Origin of the sequence: Hansschlegelia sp. KR7-227, from assembly GCF_049446035.1 — a bacterium.
GTDB lineage: Bacteria > Pseudomonadota > Alphaproteobacteria > Rhizobiales > Methylopilaceae > Methylopila.
On record NZ_JBMSEA010000001.1, the window covers coordinates 3,162,142 to 3,184,517 of the forward strand.

The window sequence follows — 22,376 nt, forward strand, 5'->3', positions numbered from 1 at the left end:
CTGGCCTGCCGGGCGAATCTTTGGGGCGTTAGCGAACAGGGCCGGACGAACGCCTGGCGCGCTCTAGAGGCGCGCTCGGAGCCGTGGCGCGATCCAGTCCAGGAAGGCTCGAACCTTCTGCGGCCGCAGGCTCGCTTCGGGGTAAACGAGGCTCACCGGCAGCGGCTCGGGCTCGAATTTCTCCAGGATCAAGGCGAGCGCGCCGGACTGCAGCTCCTGCTCGATCTGGTAGGAGAGGACGCGCACGACGCCCAGCCCGGCGGCGGCCGCTGCGACGGCGGACTCGGTCGAGTTCACCGCGAGGCGCTTGCGAGGCTCGGCGGTCCAGCCCGGATTGTCGCCGCGGTAGCGCCACTCGGGCGCGGTCTTGAACCCTCGGAACGTGATGCCGTCGTGCGCCGGCAGGTCGCCCGGCGCCGCCGGCGTCCCTCGGCTGCTGAGATAGTCGGGGCTCGCGGCGGCCACCCTGCGGACCTCGCCCACCTTCGTCGCGCGCAGATCGCTGTCGACCAGATGGCCGATGCGGACGGCGACGTCGACGTGCTCCTCGACCATGTTCACTTGGCGGTCGTTGAGAAGCAGCCTTATGTCGATTTCCGGTTGCGCCTTGAGAAAGTCGATGGTGATCGGCAGCACATGCGTTCGACCGAACGTGATCGGCGCCGTCACCTCGAGCTCGCCGCGAAGCGCGCTGTACTCGCCGGCGGCGTCACGCTCGGCCTGCTCGACCTGCTCCAGGATGCGCCTGGCCGCCTCGACGTAAAGCCGACCGGCGTCGGTGACCTGGACGCGGCGACTGGTGCGCACCAGAAGCTGCGTGCGCAAGTGCCGTTCCAGGTCAGCGACCTTGCGGCTCACGGTCGCGAGCGGCGCCCGCAAGCGCCGCGACGCGCCGGACAGGCTGCCCTCCTCGACGACGGCGAGCAGCACCGACATGGCCTCGAGGCGATCCATCCTGCCTTCCACAAATCGAGAGGTAGCATCCCTGCATCAGAGGATACTGGGATCGGGCAAGAGGATCTAGCTTTGGCTCCGGCCGGAACCGCCGGAGCCAGTCGGGCGACGGGTTCCGGCCCAACTGGAGCTGTCCGATGGCTGTTTCGCTCTCTCGTCGGGCTCTGGCCCTGGGCCTCTCCGGCGCCGCCCTCGGCGCGGTCGCGGCGCCCTCGTCGGTTCTGGCCGCCCCGCCGCCGACCTCCGAGGTGACGCCGCTCGCGCAGATCAGGGTCGGCCGCTTCACCGTGACCGCGCTGACGGACGGCTATGCGGACATGCCTTTCTCCTACTTTCCGGGACGGACACCCGCGCAGGTGGAGGCCGCGGCAAAGGCGCAGTTCACCGCGCGCCCGAGCGGCGTGCGGTTCCTGTTCAACCAATATCTCGTCGAGGACGGCGCGAGCCGCGTTCTGATCGACGCCGGGCCTGCCGGCACGCTGGGCCAGACCGTGACCCACATGCATCAGGACCACATGGGCGGTCTGGTCGCGGGCGGCGAGCGCCGGTTCCCGAATGCTGAGGTCTATGTCGACCGCCGCGACGTCGCGCACTGGACCGATCCGGCGAAGCAGGCCGGGGCGCCCGACTACCTCCAGAAGAGCTTCCAGATCGCCTCCGATCTAGTGCGCCTCTATCCCAAGCTTCAGGCGACCGAGGGCGACCACACGATCGCCCGCGGCCTTTCGCTCGTAGACCTCACGGGCCACACGCCCGGCCATATCGGGGTGCGGATCGCGGACGGGTCCGAGAGCCTGATCATGGTCTCCGACATGATCTTTCCTGTGGTCCACCCGGGGATGGGCGCCGACGTGACCTTCCTGTTCGAACAGGACCGGCCGGCCGCCGAGGCCATGCGCGCCCGCTTCTTCCCTCGCGCGGCCGAGGAGGGCGCGCTCATCGCGGCGACGCATATGCCGTTCCCCGGGCTTGGCCGGATCGTCTCGGACCAGGGCCGCTTGAATTGGTCAGTCGCCGATTGGGCGTATCAGGATTAGCTGGACCGCTCGCGTCTTCGAGAAAAACCGATGATCCACAAATGGCTTCAGCTCGCGTTCACGCCTTCGGTGAAGGCGGCGCGCGAGCATTATGGCGGCGCGGCGCATTATGCGCGGCTGGACGGAACGCAAGATTCGGAGGGGACGGTCCGCAACGACCGGCTCGGCGAAACGGAACGGTCGTTCATCGCGGCACGCGACGGGTTCTATCTCGCCTCGGTCTCCGAGACCGGCTGGCCTTACGTCCAGTACCGGGGCGGACCGACGGGGTTCCTGCGGACGCTCGACGACCATACGCTCGGCTTTGCGGATTTCCGCGGCAATCGGCAGTACGTCACGACCGGCAACGTCGCAGCCAACGACCGGGTGTCGCTTTTCCTGATGGACTACGCTCATCAACGGCGGCTCAAGATCTTCGGCCGCCTGCGGATGGTCGACGGGGCCACGGATACGAAGCTCGTCGAAGCCGTCGCCGTCGAAGGCTATGCGGCGGTGGTCGAACGCGCGGCGATCGTTCGTGTCGAGGCTTTCGACTGGAATTGCCCGCAGCACATTACGCCCCGCTTCACGCTGGAGGAGGTCGAGCAGGCGATCCGCGCGTGACGGGACCACGAGCCTGCGCGGGCGGTCGCAGCTACGACGTCTACGAGCACGACGGTCGTCGGGCCAACAGGTCGGCGGACGGGTGGAGGCTAGCCGACGCCCCTCGTCCCGCCTTCGCGGACCTGTCGCCCGAGCGCCATCGTTAGGAATATATACTTGACAAGTTCTGTCCCTCATGCTCTCCTGCCCCCACTCTCCCCGTCGGGAAGGCGTGTCCGGACCGGCCGGCCATGCGGGGGAGGGCGGCGCCTGCGGCGGGCATGACCGGATGTGTCCGCCCCGGGGCGTCGGCTGCGGCGCCTTCATCCGCCGCCGTCATGCCCGTCTTCGGGCATCCACGACTTCCGTCCGCCGCGGACCGACGGTCATACGGAGCTGCGATCGTTCATGGATTTTGCAGCGAGGCGTTTCGCCCGACTTGAAATCCCTCGGATCGATCATGTGGTTCGATCCGTTCAGGCCCATGGACTTTCCCCAAGCCTGGCTTCCTGATCCCTACATCCTCGCCTTGACGGGCGCCGGATTTCTCATAGCCCTCGTCGTGTGGCTGCCGACGGCTTTGCGCCGCCTCCCGCTGTCGCTGCCCATTGTCTGCATCGCGCTTGGGGCCGGGCTGTTCTCGTTCCCGCAGATCACGCTCGGGCCGCTCCCTGTACGCTATCCCGAACTCACGGAGCGGTTCTCGGAGTTCGTCGTCATCATCGCGCTGATGGGCGCGGGTCTGAAGATCGATCGCGTGTTCGGCTTCCGCCGATGGTCCGTCGCGCTGCGCCTCATCGTGGTGACGATGCCGCTCAGCATCGCGGCCATCACGCTCATCGGCGGATGGGGCCTCGGTCTGTCGTGGACGGTCGCGCTGCTGCTCGGCGCGGCTCTCGCCCCGACCGATCCGGTGCTTGCGGCTGACGTCCAGGTCGGGCCCCCTAAATCCGAGGATGAGGATGACGTCCGCTTCGGGCTGACGGCCGAGGCCGGGTTGAACGATGGCTTCGCGTTCCCCTTCGTCCACCTGGCGATCGCTCTTGCGGCGTCGGCCGCGACGGGCGAGCCGTGGCTGGCCGAGTGGATCGCCGTCAATGTGATCTGGGAAATCGTCGCCGGCATCGCCGCGGGCTACCTCATCGGCCGCGCGTTCGGCTGGCTGACGTTCCATATGCCGGCGGAATCGAAGCTCGCGAAGACCGGCGACGGGCTGATCGCGGTCTCGGCGACTTTTGTGTCCTACGGATTGACCGAGATCATCCACGGCTACGGCTTTCTCGCGGTCTTCGTAACGGCGCTGACGTTCCGGCACGCCCATCGCGACCACGACTTCCATGTCGGCATGCACGAGCTCGTGGAGCAGATCGAGCGCCTCATGATGATGGCGCTCCTGCTGCTGTTCGGTGGCGCCCTCATCAGCGGTCTGCTTGCGCCGCTCGAGTGGAGCGACGCCGCGGCGGCTTTCGTGATCCTGCTCGTCATACGGCCGATCGCCGGGCTGGTCGGGTTGATCGGGCACGACGCCGGCTGGCGAGAGCGGCTGACGCTGGCGTTTTTCGGCATCCGCGGCGTCGGGTCGATCTATTACCTGGCTTACGGCCTGAACCACATGCCCGTTGAGGGCGGCGACCGGCTCTGGGCCATCGTCGGCCTCGTGATCCTGATGTCGATCCTCATGCACGGTTTGACCGTCACGCCGATCATGCGAAGGCTCGACCGCAGCCGGGGCCTCGATCCCGATGAAAGCTGAGCCGGACGCGAAGTCGCCGCGCGTGGAGCGCCGGACGACCGTGAACCCGGCCGAACCGCCTAATCCTCCGCCGTCAGCCGCGCCACAACCGAGTGCGGGTCGCCGAGGAAGCGCTTGTAGAGCCGGACATGGCCGAGCTCGTGATAGGCGCGGCGCGCGATCCCGGTTTCGTCGAGCTCGTAGATCAGCGCGCCCGGCAGCGCCATCAGCAGCGGCGAGTGGGTCGCGAGCACGAAGCGGGCGCCCTCGCCGCAGAGCTGGACGATGCGGGCGATGACCTCGAGCTGGGTCTCCGGCGCAAGCGCGGCCTCGGGCTCGTCCATGAGGTAGAGGCCGCGGCCGCGGAAGCGGTGGCGCAGCAGCCGCATCACCGACTGGCCGTGCGACATCTCATGCAGGTCCTGGCCTCCGTAGAATGTCTTGATCGGTGGCCCGAAGGAGGACTCGGCGTCCAGCCGCCGCATCTCGGTCGCCAACACGTGGAAGGCGTCGGCGCGGTAGAAGAAGCGATCCGTGTTGCGCGGGATGCGGCGGGCGAGCCGCATCACCCGGTGCAGGTCGGACAGGGTGTTCGCGGTGTCGAAGCGGAAATTCGGCGAGCCGCCCTCGGGGTTGCAGCCGAGCTGGACGGCGATCGCCTCCATCAGCGTCGACTTGCCCGAGCCGTTCGCGCCGACGAACATCACCACGGGAGCGTCGAGGTCGATCTCGTCCAGCCCCGCGAAGGCCGGAAGGTCGAAGGGATAGACGTCCCTGCGCCCGACGCGGTCCCAGTCGATGCGCAGCGACAGCAGCACGCGCGAGCGCTCCGGTTTTTTGTCGGCCCCGACGAAACCACGGGCGCGCAACCTGAAAACGCCACGAAAGGACACTAGATGGTCTTGCGTGTCGAGGCGCGTCAGCGCCCTCCGTCGACAAGGACTGGTTTTAAGATCATGACCACCGCCCGCCTTTTCGCCGGCCTCGCCGCCGCGGCCCTCGTCGCCTCTCCCGCCTCCGCGCAGTCGTGGTTCGGGGGCGCGGGCGACCCACCGCCGCCGCCCGTGCAGCGGACGGCGACGGGCATTCCGGTCGGCCAGCTCAACCCCGCCCAGCGCGCGACGCTCGCCCGCGTCAACGCCTATTTCAATTCGCTGAGCGACATGACCGCGAATTTCGAGCAGGTCGGCCCGGACGGCTCGCGCAGCGTGGGCAAGCTCTATCTGTCGCGGCCGGGCAAGATCCGCTTCCAATACGCGCCGCCGAGCCCGCTCGAGATCGTGGCCGACGGCTCGTCGGTGTCGGTCAAGAACCGCAAGCTCGCGACCCAGGAGCTCTGGCCGCTCAGCCAGACCCCGCTGCGCTTCATCACCCAGAAGAACATCGACCTCCTGAAGGACGCCAACGTGCTCGGCGTCTATCAGGAGCCCGAGATGGTCTCGGTGGTGCTGGAGGAGAAGAACGCGATCGGCGGCCGCGCCCAGATCCAGCTGATGTTCTCCGGCAAGAACTACGAGCTGAAGCAGTGGACGGTCACGGACGCGCAAGGCATGGAGACCTCGGTGTCGCTCACCGACTTCAACGCCTCGGCGAAGCTCGACGACAATCTGTTCAAGATCGTGCAGCCGCGCTGGCCGACGCTGCCCGGCCGCTGAGGCGACGGGCGAACGAGGCCAAAACTGCGGCATAATCGTCACACGCAAGCTCACGGACTCGTGCTCTTGACGTTTTTGGGCGTGTTCCCCAAATCACTTCTCGAGCGAGACGCCGCCGGCGCACCCTGCGTTCCCCCGTCGCAGAGCTGGCAATGACGTTTCGCCTCCGTCGCTCCTCCGATCGACGGAGCGCCTAGCGCGCAGGACGCCCGGCCTTTCCCCCGGAGGTCGGGCGTCTTTGCGTGCGGGGCGCGAAACGGCTAAAGCGGGCGCGCCCCGCGTCGACGCCCTTCCCCCCGCGCCATGCCCGTCCGTCTCGCCACCTGGAACATCAATTCCGTGCGCCTGCGCATCGGGCTCGTCGGCAAGCTGGTCGACGACCACGCGCCCGACGTCCTGTGCCTGCAGGAGACGAAGTGTCCGGACGACCATTTCCCGCTGAACGAGGTGCGCAGGCTCGGCTACGAGCACGTCGCGCTGCACGGGCAGAAGGGCTATCACGGCGTCGCGATCTTCTCGCGCTACCCCTTCGTGACCGTCGCCCGCGAGCGCTTCGCCGACAAGGAGGACGCCCGCCACCTCGCCGCGACCTTCGCCGCCGGGCCGCTCGAAGGCGTCACCGTCCATAATTTCTACGTGCCGGCCGGGGGCGACGAGCCCGACCCGCTCGTCAATCCGAAATTCGCGCACAAGCTCCAGTTCCTGGGCGACCTCACCCGTTGGTCCGAGCGCATCGCCCACACCGGCGCGCGCATCATGGTCGGCGACCTCAACGTCGCGCCGGACCCGAGCGACGTCTGGAGCCACAAGCAGCTCCTGAAGGTGGTGAGCCACACCCCGGTCGAAACCGAAGGCCTCGACGCGATGCGCCTCGCCGGCCGCTGGGTCGACGCGGTCCGCGCGCATGTCCCGCATCCCGAGAAGCTCTATTCCTGGTGGAGCTACCGCGCCGCCGACTGGGCGGCGTCCGACCGCGGCCGGCGGCTCGACCACATCTGGGCGAGCGCCGACGTCGCCGCCCGCTCGACCGGCGTCGAGACGCTGCGCGACGCGCGCGGCTGGGAGCGCCCGTCGGACCACGTGCCGGTGATCCTGACGATCGCCTGAGACCTACTTCCTGAGCAGCGCTTCGACGCGCCTGAGGTCGGCGACGTTGGACTGAACCCGCGCGGCGATTCGGGCGTGCAGCTTTCGGGCGAGCTCGGGATATTCCTCGAACAGCCGGGCGAACAGGCCGCGGGTGATGCGGATGAGCTCGGCCGGACCGACCGCGGTCGCGGTCGCCGGGCGGAGCGTTTCCGCGACGAGCGCGATCTCGCCGATCAGCGCGCAGCGGCCGACCCGCTTCTCGACGCCGGCCCGTTCAAGCGCGATCTCGCCGGAGACGACGACGAAGCTCGCCTCGGCCACGTCGCCCTCGCGGAACAGCAGAGCGCCGGGCTGCAGATGAATATGATCGGCCGAGAACGCCACGAGACGCAGCGCGTCGCGCCCGAGCTCATCGAGCAGCGGCGTCTCGTTCAACGTCCTGATGTCGTCCTCGAGCGCCACGCGCCCCCGCTTCGCAACGCATACGCGGCCCGCTCCTCAGGGAACGAGCTTGTAGCCCCCAGCTTCCGTGACGAGCAGACGCGCATTGGACGGATCGGCCTCGATCTTCTGGCGAAGCCGGTAGACGTGCGTTTCCAGCGTGTGAGTCGTCACGCCCGAATTGTAACCCCAGACTTCCTGAAGAAGCGTTTCGCGTCCCACGACGGACGCGCCCGACCGGTAGAGGTAGCGCAGGATCGCCGTCTCCTTCTCGGTGAGCCGGATCTTGGCGTTCTTCTCGGTTACGAGCATCTTGGCGCCGGGCTTGAACGTGTAGGGCCCGATCGTGAAGACGGCGTCCTCGCTCGCCTCGTGGCTGCGCAGCTGGGCGCGGATGCGGGCGAGCAGCACGGCGAATCGGACCGGCTTCGCCACGTAGTCGTTGGCGCCGGCCTCGAGACCGAGGATCGTGTCGGCGTCGGAATCCTGGCCGGTGAGCATGATGACGGGGCCGCGATAGCCGTCGCGGCGCATGATCTTGACCGCCTCGCGGCCGTCCATGTCTGGCAGGCCGACGTCCATCAGCACCAGGTCGACATGCCCGCCGCGGAGTTGAGCGACGCCGTCGGTGGCGGCGCCCGCCTGCAGCGATTCGAACTCGTCATGGAGATCGAGCTGTTCGGCCAGTTCGCCGCGCAGGTCGGCGTCGTCTTCTACGATTAGGATCTTGCGCTTGGTCGCCATTCATCATCTCTTCGGGCCGTCGCCCCCACGGCGACGTCCCTTGTGAAGTAGAGCACGTCCCCCGCCTTCGGCAAGACGGCGGCGGACGCCATAAGACTATGAGCAAAGCCCCGAAGCGCCGACTTCTTCGCGTCGTCGAGGTGCGATCGACGCCCGCGGACCGCGCCCGCGGCCGGCTGGTCGCGGGCTCGATGAGGCTGTCCTGCGCCCTGGGACCGGCCGGCGTCGTCGCCCAAAAGCGCGAGGGCGACGGCGGAACGCCGCGCGGCGCGCTCGCGATCCGGAAGCTGTGGCGTCGACCCGACCGTGGCCCGCGGCCCTCGACGGCGCTGCGCGTCGGGGTGATCCGGCGCGACGACGGATGGTGCGACGACATCCGGCTCCGTCGCTACAACCGACTGGTAAGGCTTCCCTTTTCGGGATCGCACGAGCGGCTGTGGCGGGAGGATGGCCTCTACGACCTGGTCGCCGAACTCGGCTGGAACGACCGTCCGCCGCGGCGCGGCCGCGGCAGCGCGATCTTCCTCCACGTCGCTCGCCCCGGCCTGACGCCGACGGAAGGGTGCGTGGCGCTCGGCCGTGGAGAGCTTCGCCGGCTGCTGGCGCGGATCGGGCCGCGCACCGTCATGCGCGTCGGCCAGACCAAGCCCCGACCGCGCCGGCGGGCGCGCTAAGCCTTCGTCGACCATGCCGGTCTTCTGACGAAGATGTCATGAAGCGCAGCGGCCTCGCGAACTTGTGCGGCGCCCCCTGATCCCCATATCCTCATCAACCAAAGGTCCGGCGGGTTCGCCGCAGGGCGTTTGGGAACAGTTCGTAAGGAACGCTCACGATGTCCGAATTCCAACGCAACGCTTTCGGCCGCGTCGGTGGCGTCGCGGTTCCGGGCGCGACGATCGACGAAGGCCTGCGCGCTTATATGCTGCGCGTCTACAACTACATGTCGATCGGCCTCGCCATCACCGGCTTCGCGGCGATCGGCGCGTTCATGCTCGCCGTGACGAACGACCCGGCAGCCGCGGTCGCTCAGGCGCGCAACATGCAGCTGACCCAGTTTGGTTATCTGCTGTTCGCGAGCCCCCTGAAGTGGGTGGTGATGCTGGCTCCGCTCGGCATGGTGTTCTTCCTGTCCGCGCGCATCCACAAGATGAGCGCGTCCGCCGGGCAGATCGCCTTCTACGTCTTCGCCGGCCTGATGGGCCTGTCGCTGTCGTCGATCTTCCTGGTCTACACCGGGGCCTCGATCGGGCGCGTCTTCTTCATCACGGCCGCCGCCTTCGGCGCGCTCAGCCTCTATGGCTACACGACCAAGCGCGACCTGAGCGGCATGGGTTCGTTCCTGGTGATGGGCCTGTTCGGCATCATCATCGCGAGCGTCGTGAACATTTTCCTCGGCTCGACGATGGTTCAGTTCGTCGTGTCGGTGCTCGGCGTGCTGATCTTCTCCGGCCTCACGGCCTATGACACGCAGCGCATCAAGGAAATGTACTACTCGATGGACGACGACGGCACGATGAGCCGCAAGGCCATCCTCGGCGCGCTGTCGCTCTACCTCGACTTCATCAACCTGTTCACGATGCTGCTCTCGCTGTTCGGCAACCGCGAGTGACGCATTAGAATTCCGGCCTCCGGGCCGGAGGTTGCGGGAAGGCCTCGGCGGCGACGCCGGGGCCTTCTGCGTTTCAGGGGCTCGCCTGAGGCCTCTTGCGCGACCGCGGCGACGATGCATCTTCGTCGCCCCGTCCCCACAGATTGTCCGCCGGAGCGTTCCCTTGGCCAAGATGATCCACTCCATGATCCGCGTGCTCGACGAGGCGCGCTCGCTCGCGTTCTACGAGACCGCCTTCGGGCTGACCGTCGCCGACCGCTACCCGTTCGACGGCTTCACCCTGATCTATCTCCGCAATGCGGAAGCCGACTTCGAGCTGGAGCTCACCGTCAACGGGGACCGGAGCGCTCCCTACGACCTCGGCGACGGCTACGGCCACCTCGCCTTCGCGGTCGACGATCTCGACGCCGAGCATGCCCGTTTCACGGAGGCCGGGCTCAACCCGACCCCGCTCAAAGGCTTCGACTATCAGGGCGAGCCGTTCGCGCGGTTCTTCTTCGTGACCGATCCCGACGGCTACAAGATCGAGGTGCTGCAGAAGGGCGGGCGCTTCCTCTGACGGACGCGGCGACAGCTCCGGCGTTGGCGTAGCCGGTCGGCGATCGGGGCCTGGGTCACAGGGCGTCGAACAGCCGGAAGATCCAGACGATCTCGTAGACCAGCGCGACCGCGACGAGGCCCGCGTGGAAGCGCGCGTCCTCGACAATCGCGGCGGCGACGAAAGCCGCCGCGTAGGCGAGGTTGCGGATGGGGTATTCGAGGCCGAAGGAGGCGAAATAGGCGCCGCCCTTCAGTCCGGTGTCGACCAGATCGACGAGGAAGATGAGGGCGAGCAGGCCGAAGAACCACCGCCTGCGGGACATGAAGTAGTCCCGGTAGCCCGCGTAGTCGTCCATCTTGTCGGGAAACAGCAGCGTCGTCGCAAGAAACAGCAGACAGGCATAGAAGATCACGAACAGATAGGTCTGAAACAGCCACTGCGGCTCCAGCGACAGCCGGAATTCGAACCACCAGAAATGGACGATGAGCAGCAGCGTGAAGCCGGCCCAGGCGAGGTGCACGGGATAGATCGCCTTGCCCGAGGGGTGCTGCACGAAGCGGGCGAGGCCGGTCAGCAGACGGCCGACCCCGAGACCGACCACGACGCCGTTGATCATCCGGACATGGACGAAAGCGTCGTGACTGACGGGCGGCGTGTCCATGCAGGCTCCGCAGGTTTCGGGGGCGATCGACCGGGCATCTTGCCAACCGGCTCCCGCCCGGTCAAAACGCCGCCGACGGCTCCGGCCCATAAGAAGACGAGGCTCCCATGGCGACCCACAAGCTCCTGCTCCTGGCCGGCGACGGCATCGGCCCGGAGGTGATGGGCGAGGTCAAGCGTCTCATCGGGACGCTTGAGGCCAAGGCCGGAATGTCCTTCGAGGTCGAAGAGGATCTGGTCGGCGGCGCCGCCTATGACGCGCATGGCGTCGCCGTGACGGATTCGGCCGTCGCGAAGGCGAAGGCTGCGGACGTCGTGCTGCTTGGCGCCGTCGGAGGCCCGAAGTGGGACGGCGTGCCGTATGACGCGCGCCCCGAGGCCGGCCTGCTGCGGCTGCGCAAGGATCTCGAGCTGTTCGCCAACCTTCGGCCGGCGATCTGCTATCCGGCGCTCGCCGACGCCTCGTCGCTGAAGCGCGAGCTGGTCGACGGGCTCGACATCATGATCGTGCGCGAGCTCACCGGCGGCGTCTATTTCGGAGAGCCGAAGGAGATCGTCGATCTCGGAAACGGCCAGCAGCGCGCGGTCGACACCCAGGTCTACGAGACCTATGAGATCGTGCGCATCGCCAAGGTCGCGTTCGAACTCGCGCGCGTGCGCGGCAACCGCGTGACGTCGGCCGAGAAGCGCAACGTGATGAAGTCCGGCCTGCTCTGGAACCAGGTCGTCACCGCGACCCACAAACAGGGCTATGAGGACGTCAAGCTCGACCACATGCTGGCCGACGCGATGGGCATGCAGCTCGTTCGCGCTCCGAAGCAGTTCGACGTGATCGTGACAGACAATCTGTTCGGCGACGTGCTCTCCGACGTCGCCTCCATGCTGACCGGCTCGCTCGGCATGCTGCCGTCGGCCTCGCTCGGCGCGGAAGACCCTGCCACGGGCAAGCGTCACGCGCTCTATGAGCCCGTGCATGGCTCCGCGCCGGACATCGCGGGCAAGGGTCTCGCGAACCCGATCGCGATGATCGCGAGCCTCGGCATGGCGTTGAAATACTCGCTGGGCAAACCCGAGCTCGCCGACCTCGTCGACCGCGCCATCGCCGACGTTCTGGCCTCCGGGCTCAGGACCGGCGACATCTGGAGCGAGGGCAAGACCAAGGTCGGCACGACCGCCATGGGGGACGCCGTCATCGGCCGGGTCGAGGCGCTTCTGGCGGCCTGATCTTCTGATCAATTGATGATGAGCGCAAGTCGTCGGACGCTGGACACGCGCCCGACGACCGTGAGACCTTTCGTCTTCGATCTTAAATGTTCGGAGGCGCGGATGAAGTCGCAACTCTGCTTGGCGCTCGCGCTGTCGGCGGCGGCGGCCGCCCCGGCGCGCGCGAAAGACGTCATTCTGAGCGTTGAAACCGGCTTCGGCTCTCTCGCGGCGGGGCAGTTGGGTCCCGGCGACACGCTGATCATCAATGGCGGCCTGCCGCGGCCGAGCAACACCGTCAACTTGTCGATCTACTTCACGCCGACGATCGGCGGACCCTTCTCGATGCGCGCGGCCTGGGCGGTGATGGACTTCGTCCGCATGACCGGCGTAAACATCGATCTTTTTGCGGGCAATACCTTCCTCGTGAGCGACGCGGCTCTCGGACCGGTCGGCAATTTCGCCACGTCGGGGATTGGGATCAATCTGACCGCCGGCCAACAGTACCGGATCGTCCTGACCGGGACCCACACGGGCGCGGGCGCGTTCACGATCGCGGTCGAGCCCAAACCCCAGCCTTGACGTCGCGCGCCGGGGACGTCGGAGAGGCTCGTCCGCCTTTGGTCGCAGGAGTCGAGCCTGTTCCGCCGCGTACGCCCCGTCGTCGCCCACCAGCTGACGGCGTTGGTCGACACGCTGCCGATGGGGCGGCGCGAGATGCGCGAACGGGGCGAGCGCGCGCCTCAGTAGCCCGGCGTGTCGAAGGTCGTCGGAAGCGGCCACCGCGAGAACGTGTTCGAGTTTCTCACTGGAAAGCTCGACTGCGTCAGCGCCGAGGTCTCCCTCGCCGCGCGCGTCGCGGAGCCGGGGCTGGGCGTCGTGCGCGTGTTCAGATAGCTCGGCGCCTTGCGGATCGTCACCGACACGCCGGCCCGTTCCGATTGCGCGGCCGCGGGAAGGGCGAGAAACGGCGTCGCCGCCACCGTCACGGCCAGAACGAGACTGCGGGTCAACGAGAATGCCATGACGTGCCTCCGGCGCCTGAATGTCACATTTGGAAACGTGGCGCAGGCGCGAAAGGTTTCAGAGATGCGGAGGCGCGCGTTGAAATTCGCGTGGTTTCGGGTCATGTGAACGCCGCGGCGGCGACGTCGCGACATTCTGCGAAGCCGGCGGCCTCCGCCGTCGGCGATGGAGCTTGAAATGGGCTATCGGATCGCCGTCGTCGGCGCCACGGGCAATGTGGGCCGCGAAATGCTGAGCATCCTCGACGAGCGGGAGTTCCCGGTCGACGAGCTCGTCCCGCTCGCCTCGCGCAAGAGCATGGGGACCGAGGTGTCGTTCGGCGACCGAACTCTGAAGTGCAAGGATCTCGAGCAGTTCGACTTCTCGAAGACCGACATCTGCCTGATGTCGGCCGGCGGCGCCGTGTCCAAGGAATGGTCGCCGAAGATCGCGGCCAAGGGCGCGATCGTGATCGACAACTCCTCCGTCTGGAGGATGGACCCGGACGTGCCGCTGGTGGTGCCGGAAGTGAACGCCGACGCGGTCGCCGGCTACACGAAGAAGGGCATCATCGCGAACCCGAACTGCTCGACCGCCCAGCTCGTCGTCGCGCTGAAGCCGTTGCACGACGCCGCCAAGATCACGCGCGTCGTGGTTTCGACCTACCAATCGGTCTCCGGCGCCGGCAAGGACGCGATGGACGAGCTCTGGCAGCAGACCAAGGGCATCTATGTGAACCAGTCGGCCGAGTTCGAGGGCGGCAAGTTCCCGAAGCAGATCGCCTTCAACGTCATTCCTCAGATCGACGTCTTCATGGAGGACGGCTTTACGAAGGAGGAATGGAAGATGGTCGCGGAGACGAAGAAGATCCTCGACCCGAAGATCAAGCTGACCGCGACCTGCGTGCGCGTGCCGGTGTTCGTCGGCCATTCCGAGGCGGTGAACATCGAGTTCGAGCGCCCGCTCTCGGCCGACGAGGCGCGCGACATCCTGCGCGAGGCGCCGGGAATCCTGGTCGTCGACAAGCGGGAGCCCGGCGGCTACGTCACGCCGGTCGAATGCGTTGGCGACTTCGCGACCTTCGTCAGCCGGATCCGCGAGGATCCGACGGTCGACAGCGGGCTCGCGATGTGGATCGTCTCCGACAATCTGCGCAAGGGCGCGGCGCTGAACGCGGTGCAGATCGCCGAAAGCCTCGTCAACCGCGGCTTCCTGAAACAGGCGGCGTGAGCGGCCCGGGGCCCATTCGGATGAAGCTCTACCGCTATCTCACCGGGCCCGACGACTCCGCCTTCTGCAAGCGGGTGTCGTCGGCGCTCAACAAGGGCTGGCAACTCAGCGGCTCTCCGACGCTGACCTACGATCCCGAGAAGAAGACCGTGATCTGCGGGCAGGCGATCGTGAAGGAGGTCGTCGGCGTCGACTGGTCCGAGGACGTCACGCTGTCCGAGTGGTGACGAGCCTCAGCTCGGGGCGCCGCGGCGGGGTCCGGTCCGCCTCGCCGGCGCCGCCTTCGATCGTGACAAGCATCGCCCGGCGCTCGCGAGGCTGAGGGCCGCGCAAGACCGCTTCGGCGCGCGTCAGGAGCTCGCTCGCCTGTTCGTCGGCGCCTACGGCTTCAAGCGTGGTGGCGAGCCTGAGGCAGCTCTGCGCGAGTTCGGCGGCGAGCGTCGCGAGCGACGGGGCGGCGATCGCGACGAGATCGTAGGCCGCGGCGGCCGCGGCTCCGGCCGCCGACACCTGCCGGGCGTTTCCGGTCACGCAGGGGGCATCGCCGGATTCGAGCGCCTCCCGCGCCGCCTTCGTCCAGTTGGCGCCGAAGGCGCGCAGGATGCAGCGCTGCTCGCAGGCTCGCGCGATCAGCATCAGTCGGGCGACGTCGTCCGGATACGCGGCGACGTCGAGCGTCAGGATGGCGACGCCGCGCACCAGCGCCTCCTCCGCCTCCTGCAGGGAGCCTTCCGAGCCGTCGGCGGTCCAGCCGAAGGCGAAGCGCAGGTAGCTCGCGGCAAGCGGCGCGTTCCAGTCCGAGCGCGCGGGGTGAGCGGCCCTGAGGTTTTCCCAGGCGCTCCAGGCGTCCCGGTACCGACCGGCGCGCTCATGAGCGAGGGCCTTGCGGGCGCCCTCCAGGACCGGCTCGCGCCGTGGCTCGGTACGTTCCGCTGCTTCCCCGGGCGCCATCGTCGTCGTCCTCATGCACGTCCTCGGCACGGGCCCACGGCCCTCCGTCAGGGCGAACGTCGCACGGCTCGCTTGAAGGCCGGGTGAAGCGGACGTGCTCGAATCTCCCTGTTGTGTTGACGGTCCGGAAAGGCCCGCAAAAGACGAACGTCGATGTCGCCGCACGCGGGGAGACGTGGCACATACCGCACCGCACACAGAGCGGAGCGGACGCATGGCCGGAGCGGGACGGTTTTTCGAGGACTTCATCGTCGGTGACGTGATCCGCCACGCGACGCCGCGCACGGTGACGGTCGGCGACGTCGCGCTGAACCAAGCGCTTTATGGCAACCGCTTCGTCGTCCAATCCTCCGACGCCTTCGCGCAAGCCATCGGCTATCCCCGCAGCCCCGTCGACGACCTGATCGCGTTCCACGTCGTGTTCGGCAAGTCGGTGCCGGACGTCTCGCTCAACGCCTTCGCCAATCTCGGCTACGCCGCAGGCCGCTTCCTTCGCCCCGTCTACCCCGGGGACACGCTGGTCTCGAGCTCGGAGGTCATCGGCGTGCGGCCGACCTCCAAGGGCGACGCGGGCGTCGTGTGGGTGCGGACCCGCGGCGTGCGCGCCGACGGCGCGCCCGTGCTCGACTATGTCCGCTGGGTGCTGGTGCGCGTCCAGGGCGGACGGTCGATCCAGGACACGGTGGTTCCGGATCTGCCCAAGGCGGTCGACCCGTCGGAGCTCGGCGACGCCTGTCCGCGCCTCGACCTCGCGGCCTGGGACAATGCGGAGTCCGGCAGCGACCGCCGCTTCGACGACTATCATGTCGGCGAGAAGATCGACCATGTCGACGGCATGACGGTGGAGGAGGCCGAGCACCAGCTCGCGACCCGTCTCTGGCAGAACACCGCGCGGGTCCATTTCGACGGCTACGGCCAGAAGTCGAGCAAGATCGGCCGGCGGCTGGTCTATGGCGGCCACGTCATCAGCCTGGCGCGCGGGCTCAGCTTCAACGGCCTCGAGAACGCCTTCCACATCGCCGGAATCAACGGCGGCCGGCACGTCGCGCCGATCTTCGCCGGCGACACGCTCTACGCCTGGTCGGAAATCCTCGACAAGCAGCCGCTTCCCGGGCGTGACGACGTCGGGGCGATGCGCGTCCGCCTGACAGGCCTGAAGGACTGCGCAGGCGCCGCCTTCCCGCGTCTGGGCGAAGACGGCAAGGATCATCCCGCCGTCGTGCTGGACCTCGATCTCTGGCTGCTCATTCCGCGCTGAACGCTTTCCGGCCTCCGGCGAGACGCTCCGCGCCTTAAGCCGCTTCCTGGGCCTCGCGCGCGACGGCGGTCCGCCGCTCGCTCGCCTCGCCGGAATGCAGGCGACGCATCACGACGCGGGCGCCGGCGTCGAAGGTCTCGGCGATCTGGCGGACCTCGTCGGCGTCGGTGAGCGTGCGCGCCGCCCGGTAGATGTGCTCGCGCACGCGGATCATCACCATCGCGTTGTGGAGCGAGAGCATGAAGGCGCGTTCGCCCTCCATCATCGGCTTCGACGTGAGCGGCTCGACGCCCTCCTCCGCGCGCCACGCGTCAAGCATGGCGCTCCACAACGGCCAGCCCTTCACGGCGCTCTGGAAGATCGGCTGGGCGTAGGAATCGAGGCCCGCGCGGAAGAACAGCCGGACGGAGGTGCAGGTCATGCGCGGCAGCATGGCCTCGTAGGATTCCGCAAGCCTGTCGACCATCGGGGCTCCGGCGCCCGCCTCGAAGCGCGCCAGCGCGCCTTCGCTCCAGTGGTGGCGGAACACCTGCGCGAACACGGCGTCGATGAGATCGGTCTTGCTGTCGAAATACCGATAGAGCAGCGCCTGGGTCACCCCGATCGACGCGGCGAGGTCGCGGGTCGGGCCGCTGAATCCGTTGTCGGCGAAGAACAGGCAGGCTGCGTCGACGATCTGAGCGCGACGCGCATCTCCGGCGAGACGAGGAGCGCGCCGTCGGATGACGATGTCGCTTTCGATCAAGGTCGCCACCATGGCTGTCGTCGCCTCGCCCGGGCGCCGCCTCATAGACGGCCGGGCGACGCTTCTTAAGAATGCCTCGTTCGGCGAGTCAGCCACAGAGCGGGAAAACACGTAGCGACCGTATGTCGCATATTTCACGCAAATCAGCTATTGACGATGTTTCGTTTCGTCTTCCGCCAATCTTCAGTTAAGACCAAAGAGGGCGGCCGCTCTGCGCGCCGCGCCGTTGCGCTGCGGCGCACCATCCGCTAGTTGCAGGCGGCGAACTTCGAAGAGGTCCAAGGAACGATGGACTCCACGAAGGCTGAAGCGGCGCGGCCCCTGTCGCCGCACATTCAGATCTACCGGCCGATGCTGTCGATGATGATGTCGATCGTGCATCGGATCACCGGCGCCGCGCTCTACGTCGGCACGCTCCTGCTGGTGGTCTGGTTGGTGGCGGCCGCGTCCGGCCCGTCGGCTTTCGCGACCGCGCAGGACATATACGGCTCCTGGCCCGGCCAGATCGTCCTGTTCGGTTACACCTGGGCCCTCATCCATCATGCGCTCGGCGGCGTACGCCATCTTGTCTGGGACACGGGGCACGGTTTCGAGCCGGAGGAGCGCGAACTCGGATACCGGATCAGCCTGGTCGGCGCGATTGTCCTGACCGTGCTCCTGTGGATCGTCGGTTACGTGCTCGGCGGCTCCGCCGGCTGAAGGAGACAAGCGAATGCGGACGCCTCTCGGACGCGTGCGCGGCCTCGGCGCGGCGAAATCCGGCACCGAGCATTTCTGGATCCAGCGTCTCACGGCTGTCTCGAACCTGCTCCTCACGCTCGTCTTCGTCAGCGTGGTCATCATGTTGGCGGGGTCGAGCCACGCCGGCGCGATGGCGACGCTCGGCAGCCCCTGGGTCGCGATTCTGATGCTGCTGTTCACGCTGTCGGCGACGGTCCATATGCGGATCGGCATGCAGGTGATCATCGAGGACTACGTCCATGACGAGCTCCTGAAGATCCTCGCGCTGATGGCGAACACCTTCTTCGCGATCGTGGTCGGCCTCGCCGCCGCCTTCGCCCTCCTGAAAATCAGTTTCGGAGTCTGATCGCATGGCGACGGCCGCAAAGCCGAACGGCGCGGGCCCTGCCGTGAACGGTCGGGCCTATCCCTTCACTGATCATGTCTTCGACGTCGTGGTCGTCGGCGCAGGCGGCGCAGGCCTGCGCGCGACCGTCGGCTGCTCGGAAGCCGGCCTGAACACCGCCTGCATCACGAAGGTGTTTCCGACCCGCTCCCACACGGTCGCGGCGCAGGGCGGCATCTCGGCCGCGCTCGGCAACATGGGCGAGGACGACTGGCGCTTTCACATGTACGACACGGTCAAGGGCTCCGACTGGCTCGGGGACCAGGACTCGATCGAGTACCTCGTGCGCAACGCGCCGGCCGCGGTCTACGAGCTCGAACATTGGGGCGTGCCCTTCTCCCGGACCGAGGAGGGCAAGATCTACCAGCGCCCCTTCGGCGGCATGACGACCCATTACGGCAAGGGCACCGCCCAACGCACCTGCGCGGCCGCCGACCGCACCGGACACGCCATCCTGCACACGCTCTACGGGGCGGCGCTGAAGGCCAAGGCGCAGTTCTTCATCGAATATTTCGCCATCGATCTGATGATGAACGAGGAGGGCGAGTGCGTCGGCGTCGTGGCGCTGAAGATGGACGACGGCACGCTGCACCGATTCAAGGCGAAGCGCACCATCCTCGCGACCGGCGGCTACGGACGGGCGTATTTCTCCGCGACCTCCGCCCACACCTGCACCGGCGACGGCAACGCCATGGTGCTGCGCGCCGGGCTGCCGCTGCAGGACATGGAGTTCGTGCAGTTCCACCCGACCGGCATCTACGGCGCGGGCTGCCTGATCACCGAGGGCGCCCGCGGCGAGGGCGGCTACCTCACCAATTCCGAGGGCGAGCGCTTCATGGAGCGTTACGCGCCGTCAGCGAAGGACCTCGCCTCACGCGACGTGGTCTCGCGCTCCATGACGGTCGAGATCCGCGAGGGCCGCGGCGTCGGCAAGAACGGCGACCACATCCACCTGCATCTCGACCATCTCGACCCGAAGATCCTGCACGAGCGGCTGCCGGGCATCTCCGAAAGCGCGCGCATCTTCGCCGGCGTCGACCTGACCAAGGAGCCGATACCGGTCATCCCGACCGTGCATTACAACATGGGCGGCATCCCCACGAATTTTCACGGCGAGGTGCTGACCAAGATCGACGGCGACCCGGACTCCGTGGTGCGCGGGCTGATGGCGATCGGCGAGGCCGCCTGCGTCTCGGTCCACGGCGCGAACCGACTCGGTTCGAACTCGCTGATCGACCTCGTGGTCTTCGGCCGCGCGACGGCGGACCGCTGCGCCGCGACGCTCGAGCGCAACGCGGAGCATGCCGAACTGCCGAAGGGCGCGGCGGACCCCGCGATCTCCCGCCTCGACCGTCTGCGCCACGCCTCCGGGGGCACGCCGACCGCGGAGCTCCGGCTGCAGATGCAGAAGGTCATGCAATCGAATTGCGCCGTGTTCCGAACCGGCGAGGTGCTCGAAGAGGGCAAGGGCCTGATCCACGAGGTCTGGTCCGGCTCCGGCGACGTGCGCATCACCGACCGCTCGCTGGTCTGGAACTCCGACCTGATCGAGACGCTGGAGTTCGACAACCTGATCTCCCAGGCCGTCGTCACCATGGAGAGCGCGGTCAACCGCCAGGAAAGCCGCGGCGCCCACGCCCGCGAGGATTTCCCGGACCGCGACGACAAGCAGTGGATGAAGCACACGCTGTCATGGGCTGACACGGACAAGCAGACGGTCACGATCGACTACCGCCCGGTGCACACCTACACGATGACCAACGACATACAGTACATCGAGCCCAAGGCTCGGGTGTATTGATGATTGCTGACGGCAGATCATATTTCGAAGCTGCCGCGTCTGTTGAAAGCGCACGCACGCCTGTCGATGGTATGTATCCCTGCCCTTGCTGCGGCGAGCTTGGCTTCGAAGACGCCGGCAGCTACGAGATCTGCGACCGCTGCGGCTGGGAAGACGATCCGGTTCAAGAGGCCCATCCGGATTTACGCGGGGGCGCTAACCGTTACTCGCTGCTTCAGGCAAGAGAGAACCTCAAAACCTGCGGAGCGTCGGATCCCGCATGGACGTTGCACAACGTGTCGCGCGAAGCTCCGTGAAACACGGGTGCTTTTAGAATTTCGGTATAAGGCAAGATGGTTCAGCTCACCCTTCCCAAGAACTCGCGGCTCGTCGACGGCAAGGCCTGGCCGAAGCCGCAGGCGAAAAACGTCACCGAGTTCAAGGTCTATCGCTGGAACCCGGATGACGGGATCAATCCGCGGATGGACACCTTCTACGTCGACCGGGACGATTGCGGGCCGATGGTGCTCGACGGGCTGATCTGGATCAAATCCAAAGTCGACTCGACGCTGACCTTCCGCCGCTCCTGCCGCGAGGGCATCTGCGGCTCCTGCGCGATGAACATCGACGGCACCAACACGCTCGCCTGCACCAAGGGCATGGACGAGTGCGCTTCCGGCGGGACGGTGAAGATCTATCCGCTGCCCCACATGCCGGTGGTCAAGGACCTCGTCCCCGACCTCACCCAGTTCTACGCCCAGCACGCCTCGGTCGAGCCCTGGCTCAAGACCGACACCCGCGCGCCCGGCGACGAGTGGAAGCAGAGCCGCGACGACCGTGAGAAGCTGGATGGGCTCTATGAGTGCATCCTGTGCGCCTGCTGCTCGACCTCGTGCCCGAGCTACTGGTGGAACGGCGACCGCTATCTCGGCCCGGCCGCCCTGCTGCAGGCCTATCGCTGGCTGATCGACAGCCGCGACGAGCAGACCGGCCATCGCCTCGACGAGCTCGAGGACCCGTTCAAGCTCTACCGCTGCCACACGATCATGAACTGCGCCAAGGCCTGCCCGAAGGGCCTCAATCCGGCCAAGGCGATCGCCGAGATCAAGGCGATGATGGTGGCCCGGCGGTTCTAGAGCGCGGCGTCGGCCCGGCCGGCCGCGTTCAGTTGCCGAAGCGCTCGCGCCAGATGTCTTCGCCCACGGTGCAGGAGGTCGGTTCCGCCGCCGTCATCGCCGCCGGCCGCGACGGGGGGCGCTCGCCCAGGCCGATGTCTGGCGCGGGAGGCTCGAGCCCGGCGATCTCCATGACGAGCTTCGTTCGCACCGCTTCCGCGAACTGGTCGATCGCCCGCACGGGCGCCATGAAGGCGCCGGGGCCGCCGATTACGCAGTCGCGGTAATAGACGTCGAGCTCGCCCACATCCATCATCGAGAAGCTGGGGCGCTTCAGCAGCAGCGGCAGGCCGTTGATCACCACGCCGCGCGCCAGCACGGCGTCGCGCGCGCTCTCGACCGGCGGGCCCTGATTGTTGGGGCCGTCGCCGGACATGTCGATCACCCGGCGCATGCCGTCGAAGCCGTTGCCGTCGAACATGTCCGCGGAATAGGCCAGAGCGGCGGAGATCGACGTGCGGTAGGCGCGCCGGAGGGGCGCCGCGGCGAGACGCGCGGCGAAGGCGGACGCCGAGGCCGGACCGTCGATCAGGGTCCATGGCGCCACAGAACGCTGCTCGTCCTCGCCGGCCCATTCGACATAGGCGACGGCGATGCGGCCGATCAGCCCGTGCGCGATCGCGTCCAGCACCGGCTTCGACGTCAGCGCCGCGACGTAGCCGTCGCGCTGGATCTGCTGCTCCTCGGCGTCCATGGAGTAGGAGATGTCGACCGCGAGCACGAGCTCCAGATCGACCTGCGCGCCGTCCGCCGCGCGGGCCCGAGGCGCGGCGAGCCCGACCGCCAGCAGCGCAGCGCCCGCTAGCGCGCAGGGGGCGGACCACAAAGCCATGCGCGCCTCCGCGTCGAGGCCCGCGGC

The 22,376-nt window shown here is 67.6% G+C and carries 27 protein-coding genes; 18 read left to right on the forward strand and 9 right to left on the reverse strand.

Features of this window, described 5'->3' with window-relative positions; all coding sequences use genetic code 11:
• Window positions 1–63 precede the first annotated feature (63 nt).
• Entirely contained in the window at window positions 64–954 is an 891-nt protein-coding gene (locus tag ACO2RJ_RS14780; protein ID WP_423268757.1) for a LysR family transcriptional regulator, read from the reverse strand.
• 137 nt (window positions 955–1,091) lie between these two features.
• Here ACO2RJ_RS14780 and ACO2RJ_RS14785 point away from each other — a divergent pair, with 137 nt between their 5' ends.
• The 3 genes from ACO2RJ_RS14785 to ACO2RJ_RS14795 all read left to right on the forward strand — a co-directional run bounded on the left by ACO2RJ_RS14785 (window position 1,092) and on the right by ACO2RJ_RS14795 (window position 4,326).
• The gene (locus ACO2RJ_RS14785) at window positions 1,092–1,991 is read left to right on the forward strand and encodes an MBL fold metallo-hydrolase (RefSeq protein ID WP_423268758.1); all 900 of its coding nucleotides are present in this window, start codon (window positions 1,092–1,094) and stop codon (window positions 1,989–1,991) included.
• A 30-nt stretch (window positions 1,992–2,021) separates the two neighbouring features.
• Complete coding sequence (locus ACO2RJ_RS14790) at window positions 2,022–2,594, forward strand: pyridoxamine 5'-phosphate oxidase family protein (RefSeq protein ID WP_423268759.1); 573 nt, start codon at window positions 2,022–2,024, stop codon at window positions 2,592–2,594.
• Window positions 2,595–3,012: 418 nt separating this feature from the next.
• Entirely contained in the window at window positions 3,013–4,326 is a 1,314-nt protein-coding gene (locus tag ACO2RJ_RS14795) for a cation:proton antiporter (protein ID WP_423268760.1), read from the forward strand.
• A 59-nt stretch (window positions 4,327–4,385) separates the two neighbouring features.
• On the opposite strand, the gene ACO2RJ_RS14800 is transcribed toward ACO2RJ_RS14795, so the two are convergent.
• The gene (locus tag ACO2RJ_RS14800) at window positions 4,386–5,123 is read right to left on the reverse strand and encodes an AAA family ATPase (protein WP_423268761.1); all 738 of its coding nucleotides are present in this window, start codon (window positions 5,121–5,123) and stop codon (window positions 4,386–4,388) included.
• 138 nt (window positions 5,124–5,261) lie between these two features.
• On the opposite strand from ACO2RJ_RS14800, the gene ACO2RJ_RS14805 reads away from it, so the two are divergent.
• Together ACO2RJ_RS14805 and ACO2RJ_RS14810 are read left to right on the forward strand one after the other, a co-directional pair.
• Complete coding sequence (locus tag ACO2RJ_RS14805; RefSeq protein ID WP_423268762.1) at window positions 5,262–5,960, forward strand: LolA family protein; 699 nt, start codon at window positions 5,262–5,264, stop codon at window positions 5,958–5,960.
• A 303-nt stretch (window positions 5,961–6,263) separates the two neighbouring features.
• Entirely contained in the window at window positions 6,264–7,067 is an 804-nt protein-coding gene (locus ACO2RJ_RS14810) for an exodeoxyribonuclease III (RefSeq protein ID WP_423268763.1), read from the forward strand.
• 3 nt (window positions 7,068–7,070) lie between these two features.
• Here ACO2RJ_RS14810 and ACO2RJ_RS14815 read toward each other — a convergent pair whose 3' ends face one another.
• Entirely contained in the window at window positions 7,071–7,511 is a 441-nt protein-coding gene (locus ACO2RJ_RS14815) for a cyclic nucleotide-binding domain-containing protein (RefSeq protein WP_423268764.1), read from the reverse strand.
• A gap of 36 nt (window positions 7,512–7,547) precedes the next feature.
• A complete protein-coding gene (locus ACO2RJ_RS14820; protein WP_423268765.1) occupies window positions 7,548–8,234 on the reverse strand; it encodes a response regulator transcription factor in 687 nt (228 codons plus the stop codon).
• A gap of 98 nt (window positions 8,235–8,332) precedes the next feature.
• Here ACO2RJ_RS14820 and ACO2RJ_RS14825 point away from each other — a divergent pair, with 98 nt between their 5' ends.
• The 3 genes from ACO2RJ_RS14825 to ACO2RJ_RS14835 all read left to right on the forward strand — a co-directional run bounded on the left by ACO2RJ_RS14825 (window position 8,333) and on the right by ACO2RJ_RS14835 (window position 10,402).
• On the forward strand, window positions 8,333–8,908 hold the full coding sequence (locus ACO2RJ_RS14825) for a L,D-transpeptidase family protein (protein ID WP_423268766.1): 576 nt from the start codon (window positions 8,333–8,335) through the stop codon (window positions 8,906–8,908).
• Between the two features lie 158 nt (window positions 8,909–9,066).
• Window positions 9,067–9,843, forward strand: coding sequence for a Bax inhibitor-1/YccA family protein (locus ACO2RJ_RS14830; protein WP_423268767.1), 777 nt, complete (start codon window positions 9,067–9,069; stop codon window positions 9,841–9,843).
• A 163-nt stretch (window positions 9,844–10,006) separates the two neighbouring features.
• Window positions 10,007–10,402, forward strand: coding sequence for a VOC family protein (locus ACO2RJ_RS14835; RefSeq protein WP_423268768.1), 396 nt, complete (start codon window positions 10,007–10,009; stop codon window positions 10,400–10,402).
• Between the two features lie 55 nt (window positions 10,403–10,457).
• On the opposite strand, the gene ACO2RJ_RS14840 is transcribed toward ACO2RJ_RS14835, so the two are convergent.
• Window positions 10,458–11,045, reverse strand: a complete 588-nt coding sequence (locus tag ACO2RJ_RS14840; RefSeq protein WP_423268769.1) for a hypothetical protein — start codon at window positions 11,043–11,045, stop codon at window positions 10,458–10,460.
• Between the two features lie 107 nt (window positions 11,046–11,152).
• Here ACO2RJ_RS14840 and leuB point away from each other — a divergent pair, with 107 nt between their 5' ends.
• Window positions 11,153–12,268: a 3-isopropylmalate dehydrogenase gene (leuB, locus tag ACO2RJ_RS14845; RefSeq protein ID WP_423268770.1), complete on the forward strand. Its 1,116-nt coding sequence runs from the start codon at window positions 11,153–11,155 to the stop codon at window positions 12,266–12,268.
• 102 nt (window positions 12,269–12,370) lie between these two features.
• Window positions 12,371–12,829 (forward strand): hypothetical protein, encoded by a 459-nt coding sequence (locus ACO2RJ_RS14850; protein WP_423268771.1) that lies wholly within the window; start codon window positions 12,371–12,373, stop codon window positions 12,827–12,829.
• 161 nt (window positions 12,830–12,990) lie between these two features.
• Here the strand turns inward: ACO2RJ_RS14850 and ACO2RJ_RS14855 are convergent, their stop codons facing one another.
• Window positions 12,991–13,272, reverse strand: coding sequence for a hypothetical protein (locus tag ACO2RJ_RS14855; RefSeq protein ID WP_423268772.1), 282 nt, complete (start codon window positions 13,270–13,272; stop codon window positions 12,991–12,993).
• Between the two features lie 178 nt (window positions 13,273–13,450).
• Between ACO2RJ_RS14855 and ACO2RJ_RS14860 the strand changes: the two genes are divergently transcribed.
• Window positions 13,451–14,482 (forward strand): aspartate-semialdehyde dehydrogenase, encoded by a 1,032-nt coding sequence (locus tag ACO2RJ_RS14860; protein ID WP_423268773.1) that lies wholly within the window; start codon window positions 13,451–13,453, stop codon window positions 14,480–14,482.
• A 20-nt stretch (window positions 14,483–14,502) separates the two neighbouring features.
• A complete protein-coding gene (locus tag ACO2RJ_RS14865) occupies window positions 14,503–14,709 on the forward strand; it encodes a DUF1737 domain-containing protein (RefSeq protein WP_423268774.1) in 207 nt (68 codons plus the stop codon).
• Here the strand turns inward: ACO2RJ_RS14865 and ACO2RJ_RS14870 are convergent.
• Window positions 14,690–15,448, reverse strand: a complete 759-nt coding sequence (locus ACO2RJ_RS14870; protein ID WP_423268775.1) for a hypothetical protein — start codon at window positions 15,446–15,448, stop codon at window positions 14,690–14,692. The genes ACO2RJ_RS14865 and ACO2RJ_RS14870 overlap by 20 nt on opposite strands.
• Before the next feature lie 199 nt (window positions 15,449–15,647).
• Here ACO2RJ_RS14870 and ACO2RJ_RS14875 point away from each other — a divergent pair, with 199 nt between their 5' ends.
• Window positions 15,648–16,691 (forward strand): MaoC family dehydratase, encoded by a 1,044-nt coding sequence (locus tag ACO2RJ_RS14875; protein ID WP_423268776.1) that lies wholly within the window; start codon window positions 15,648–15,650, stop codon window positions 16,689–16,691.
• Window positions 16,692–16,725: 34 nt separating this feature from the next.
• Here the strand turns inward: ACO2RJ_RS14875 and ACO2RJ_RS14880 are convergent, their stop codons facing one another.
• Window positions 16,726–17,448: a TetR/AcrR family transcriptional regulator gene (locus ACO2RJ_RS14880; RefSeq protein ID WP_423268777.1), complete on the reverse strand. Its 723-nt coding sequence runs from the start codon at window positions 17,446–17,448 to the stop codon at window positions 16,726–16,728.
• A gap of 276 nt (window positions 17,449–17,724) precedes the next feature.
• On the opposite strand from ACO2RJ_RS14880, the gene sdhC reads away from it, so the two are divergent.
• From sdhC to ACO2RJ_RS14905, 5 genes are read left to right on the forward strand one after another with little or no spacing between them, the layout of a single operon-like run.
• Window positions 17,725–18,135, forward strand: a complete 411-nt coding sequence (gene sdhC / locus ACO2RJ_RS14885; RefSeq protein WP_423268778.1) for a succinate dehydrogenase, cytochrome b556 subunit — start codon at window positions 17,725–17,727, stop codon at window positions 18,133–18,135.
• A 13-nt stretch (window positions 18,136–18,148) separates the two neighbouring features.
• Window positions 18,149–18,523 carry a succinate dehydrogenase, hydrophobic membrane anchor protein gene (gene sdhD, locus ACO2RJ_RS14890; RefSeq protein ID WP_423268779.1) on the forward strand — a complete coding sequence of 125 codons (375 nt, stop codon included), beginning with the start codon at window positions 18,149–18,151 and terminating at the stop codon, window positions 18,521–18,523.
• A 4-nt stretch (window positions 18,524–18,527) separates the two neighbouring features.
• Window positions 18,528–20,363 (forward strand): succinate dehydrogenase flavoprotein subunit, encoded by a 1,836-nt coding sequence (gene sdhA / locus ACO2RJ_RS14895; protein WP_423268780.1) that lies wholly within the window; start codon window positions 18,528–18,530, stop codon window positions 20,361–20,363.
• Entirely contained in the window at window positions 20,363–20,659 is a 297-nt protein-coding gene (locus ACO2RJ_RS14900) for a CPCC family cysteine-rich protein (protein ID WP_423268781.1), read from the forward strand. The genes sdhA and ACO2RJ_RS14900 overlap by 1 nt, the downstream gene beginning before the upstream one ends.
• A gap of 36 nt (window positions 20,660–20,695) precedes the next feature.
• On the forward strand, window positions 20,696–21,478 hold the full coding sequence (locus tag ACO2RJ_RS14905; RefSeq protein ID WP_423268782.1) for a succinate dehydrogenase iron-sulfur subunit: 783 nt from the start codon (window positions 20,696–20,698) through the stop codon (window positions 21,476–21,478).
• 28 nt (window positions 21,479–21,506) lie between these two features.
• Here ACO2RJ_RS14905 and ACO2RJ_RS14910 read toward each other — a convergent pair whose 3' ends face one another.
• Window positions 21,507–22,349: a DUF1194 domain-containing protein gene (locus tag ACO2RJ_RS14910; RefSeq protein ID WP_423268783.1), complete on the reverse strand. Its 843-nt coding sequence runs from the start codon at window positions 22,347–22,349 to the stop codon at window positions 21,507–21,509.
• Between the last annotated feature and the right edge of the window lie 27 nt (window positions 22,350–22,376).

Coding starts and splice junctions, on each gene's coding strand:
- ACO2RJ_RS14780 (WP_423268757.1), bottom strand. CDS start 954: ATGGATCGCCTCGAGGCCATGTCGGTGCTGCTCGCCGTCGTCGAGGAG.
- ACO2RJ_RS14785 (WP_423268758.1), top strand. CDS start 1,092: ATGGCTGTTTCGCTCTCTCGTCGGGCTCTGGCCCTGGGCCTCTCCGGC.
- ACO2RJ_RS14790 (WP_423268759.1), top strand. CDS start 2,022: ATGATCCACAAATGGCTTCAGCTCGCGTTCACGCCTTCGGTGAAGGCG.
- ACO2RJ_RS14805 (WP_423268762.1), top strand. CDS start 5,262: ATGACCACCGCCCGCCTTTTCGCCGGCCTCGCCGCCGCGGCCCTCGTC.
- ACO2RJ_RS14810 (WP_423268763.1), top strand. CDS start 6,264: ATGCCCGTCCGTCTCGCCACCTGGAACATCAATTCCGTGCGCCTGCGC.
- ACO2RJ_RS14820 (WP_423268765.1), bottom strand. CDS start 8,234: ATGGCGACCAAGCGCAAGATCCTAATCGTAGAAGACGACGCCGACCTG.
- ACO2RJ_RS14825 (WP_423268766.1), top strand. CDS start 8,333: ATGAGCAAAGCCCCGAAGCGCCGACTTCTTCGCGTCGTCGAGGTGCGA.
- ACO2RJ_RS14830 (WP_423268767.1), top strand. CDS start 9,067: ATGTCCGAATTCCAACGCAACGCTTTCGGCCGCGTCGGTGGCGTCGCG.
- ACO2RJ_RS14840 (WP_423268769.1), bottom strand. CDS start 11,045: ATGGACACGCCGCCCGTCAGTCACGACGCTTTCGTCCATGTCCGGATG.
- leuB (WP_423268770.1), top strand. CDS start 11,153: ATGGCGACCCACAAGCTCCTGCTCCTGGCCGGCGACGGCATCGGCCCG.
- ACO2RJ_RS14850 (WP_423268771.1), top strand. CDS start 12,371: ATGAAGTCGCAACTCTGCTTGGCGCTCGCGCTGTCGGCGGCGGCGGCC.
- ACO2RJ_RS14855 (WP_423268772.1), bottom strand. CDS start 13,272: ATGGCATTCTCGTTGACCCGCAGTCTCGTTCTGGCCGTGACGGTGGCG.
- ACO2RJ_RS14860 (WP_423268773.1), top strand. CDS start 13,451: ATGGGCTATCGGATCGCCGTCGTCGGCGCCACGGGCAATGTGGGCCGC.
- ACO2RJ_RS14865 (WP_423268774.1), top strand. CDS start 14,503: ATGAAGCTCTACCGCTATCTCACCGGGCCCGACGACTCCGCCTTCTGC.
- ACO2RJ_RS14870 (WP_423268775.1), bottom strand. CDS start 15,448: ATGAGGACGACGACGATGGCGCCCGGGGAAGCAGCGGAACGTACCGAG.
- ACO2RJ_RS14875 (WP_423268776.1), top strand. CDS start 15,648: ATGGCCGGAGCGGGACGGTTTTTCGAGGACTTCATCGTCGGTGACGTG.
- ACO2RJ_RS14880 (WP_423268777.1), bottom strand. CDS start 17,448: ATGGTGGCGACCTTGATCGAAAGCGACATCGTCATCCGACGGCGCGCT.
- sdhC (WP_423268778.1), top strand. CDS start 17,725: ATGGACTCCACGAAGGCTGAAGCGGCGCGGCCCCTGTCGCCGCACATT.
- sdhD (WP_423268779.1), top strand. CDS start 18,149: ATGCGGACGCCTCTCGGACGCGTGCGCGGCCTCGGCGCGGCGAAATCC.
- sdhA (WP_423268780.1), top strand. CDS start 18,528: ATGGCGACGGCCGCAAAGCCGAACGGCGCGGGCCCTGCCGTGAACGGT.
- ACO2RJ_RS14900 (WP_423268781.1), top strand. CDS start 20,363: ATGATTGCTGACGGCAGATCATATTTCGAAGCTGCCGCGTCTGTTGAA.
- ACO2RJ_RS14905 (WP_423268782.1), top strand. CDS start 20,696: ATGGTTCAGCTCACCCTTCCCAAGAACTCGCGGCTCGTCGACGGCAAG.
- ACO2RJ_RS14910 (WP_423268783.1), bottom strand. CDS start 22,349: ATGGCTTTGTGGTCCGCCCCCTGCGCGCTAGCGGGCGCTGCGCTGCTG.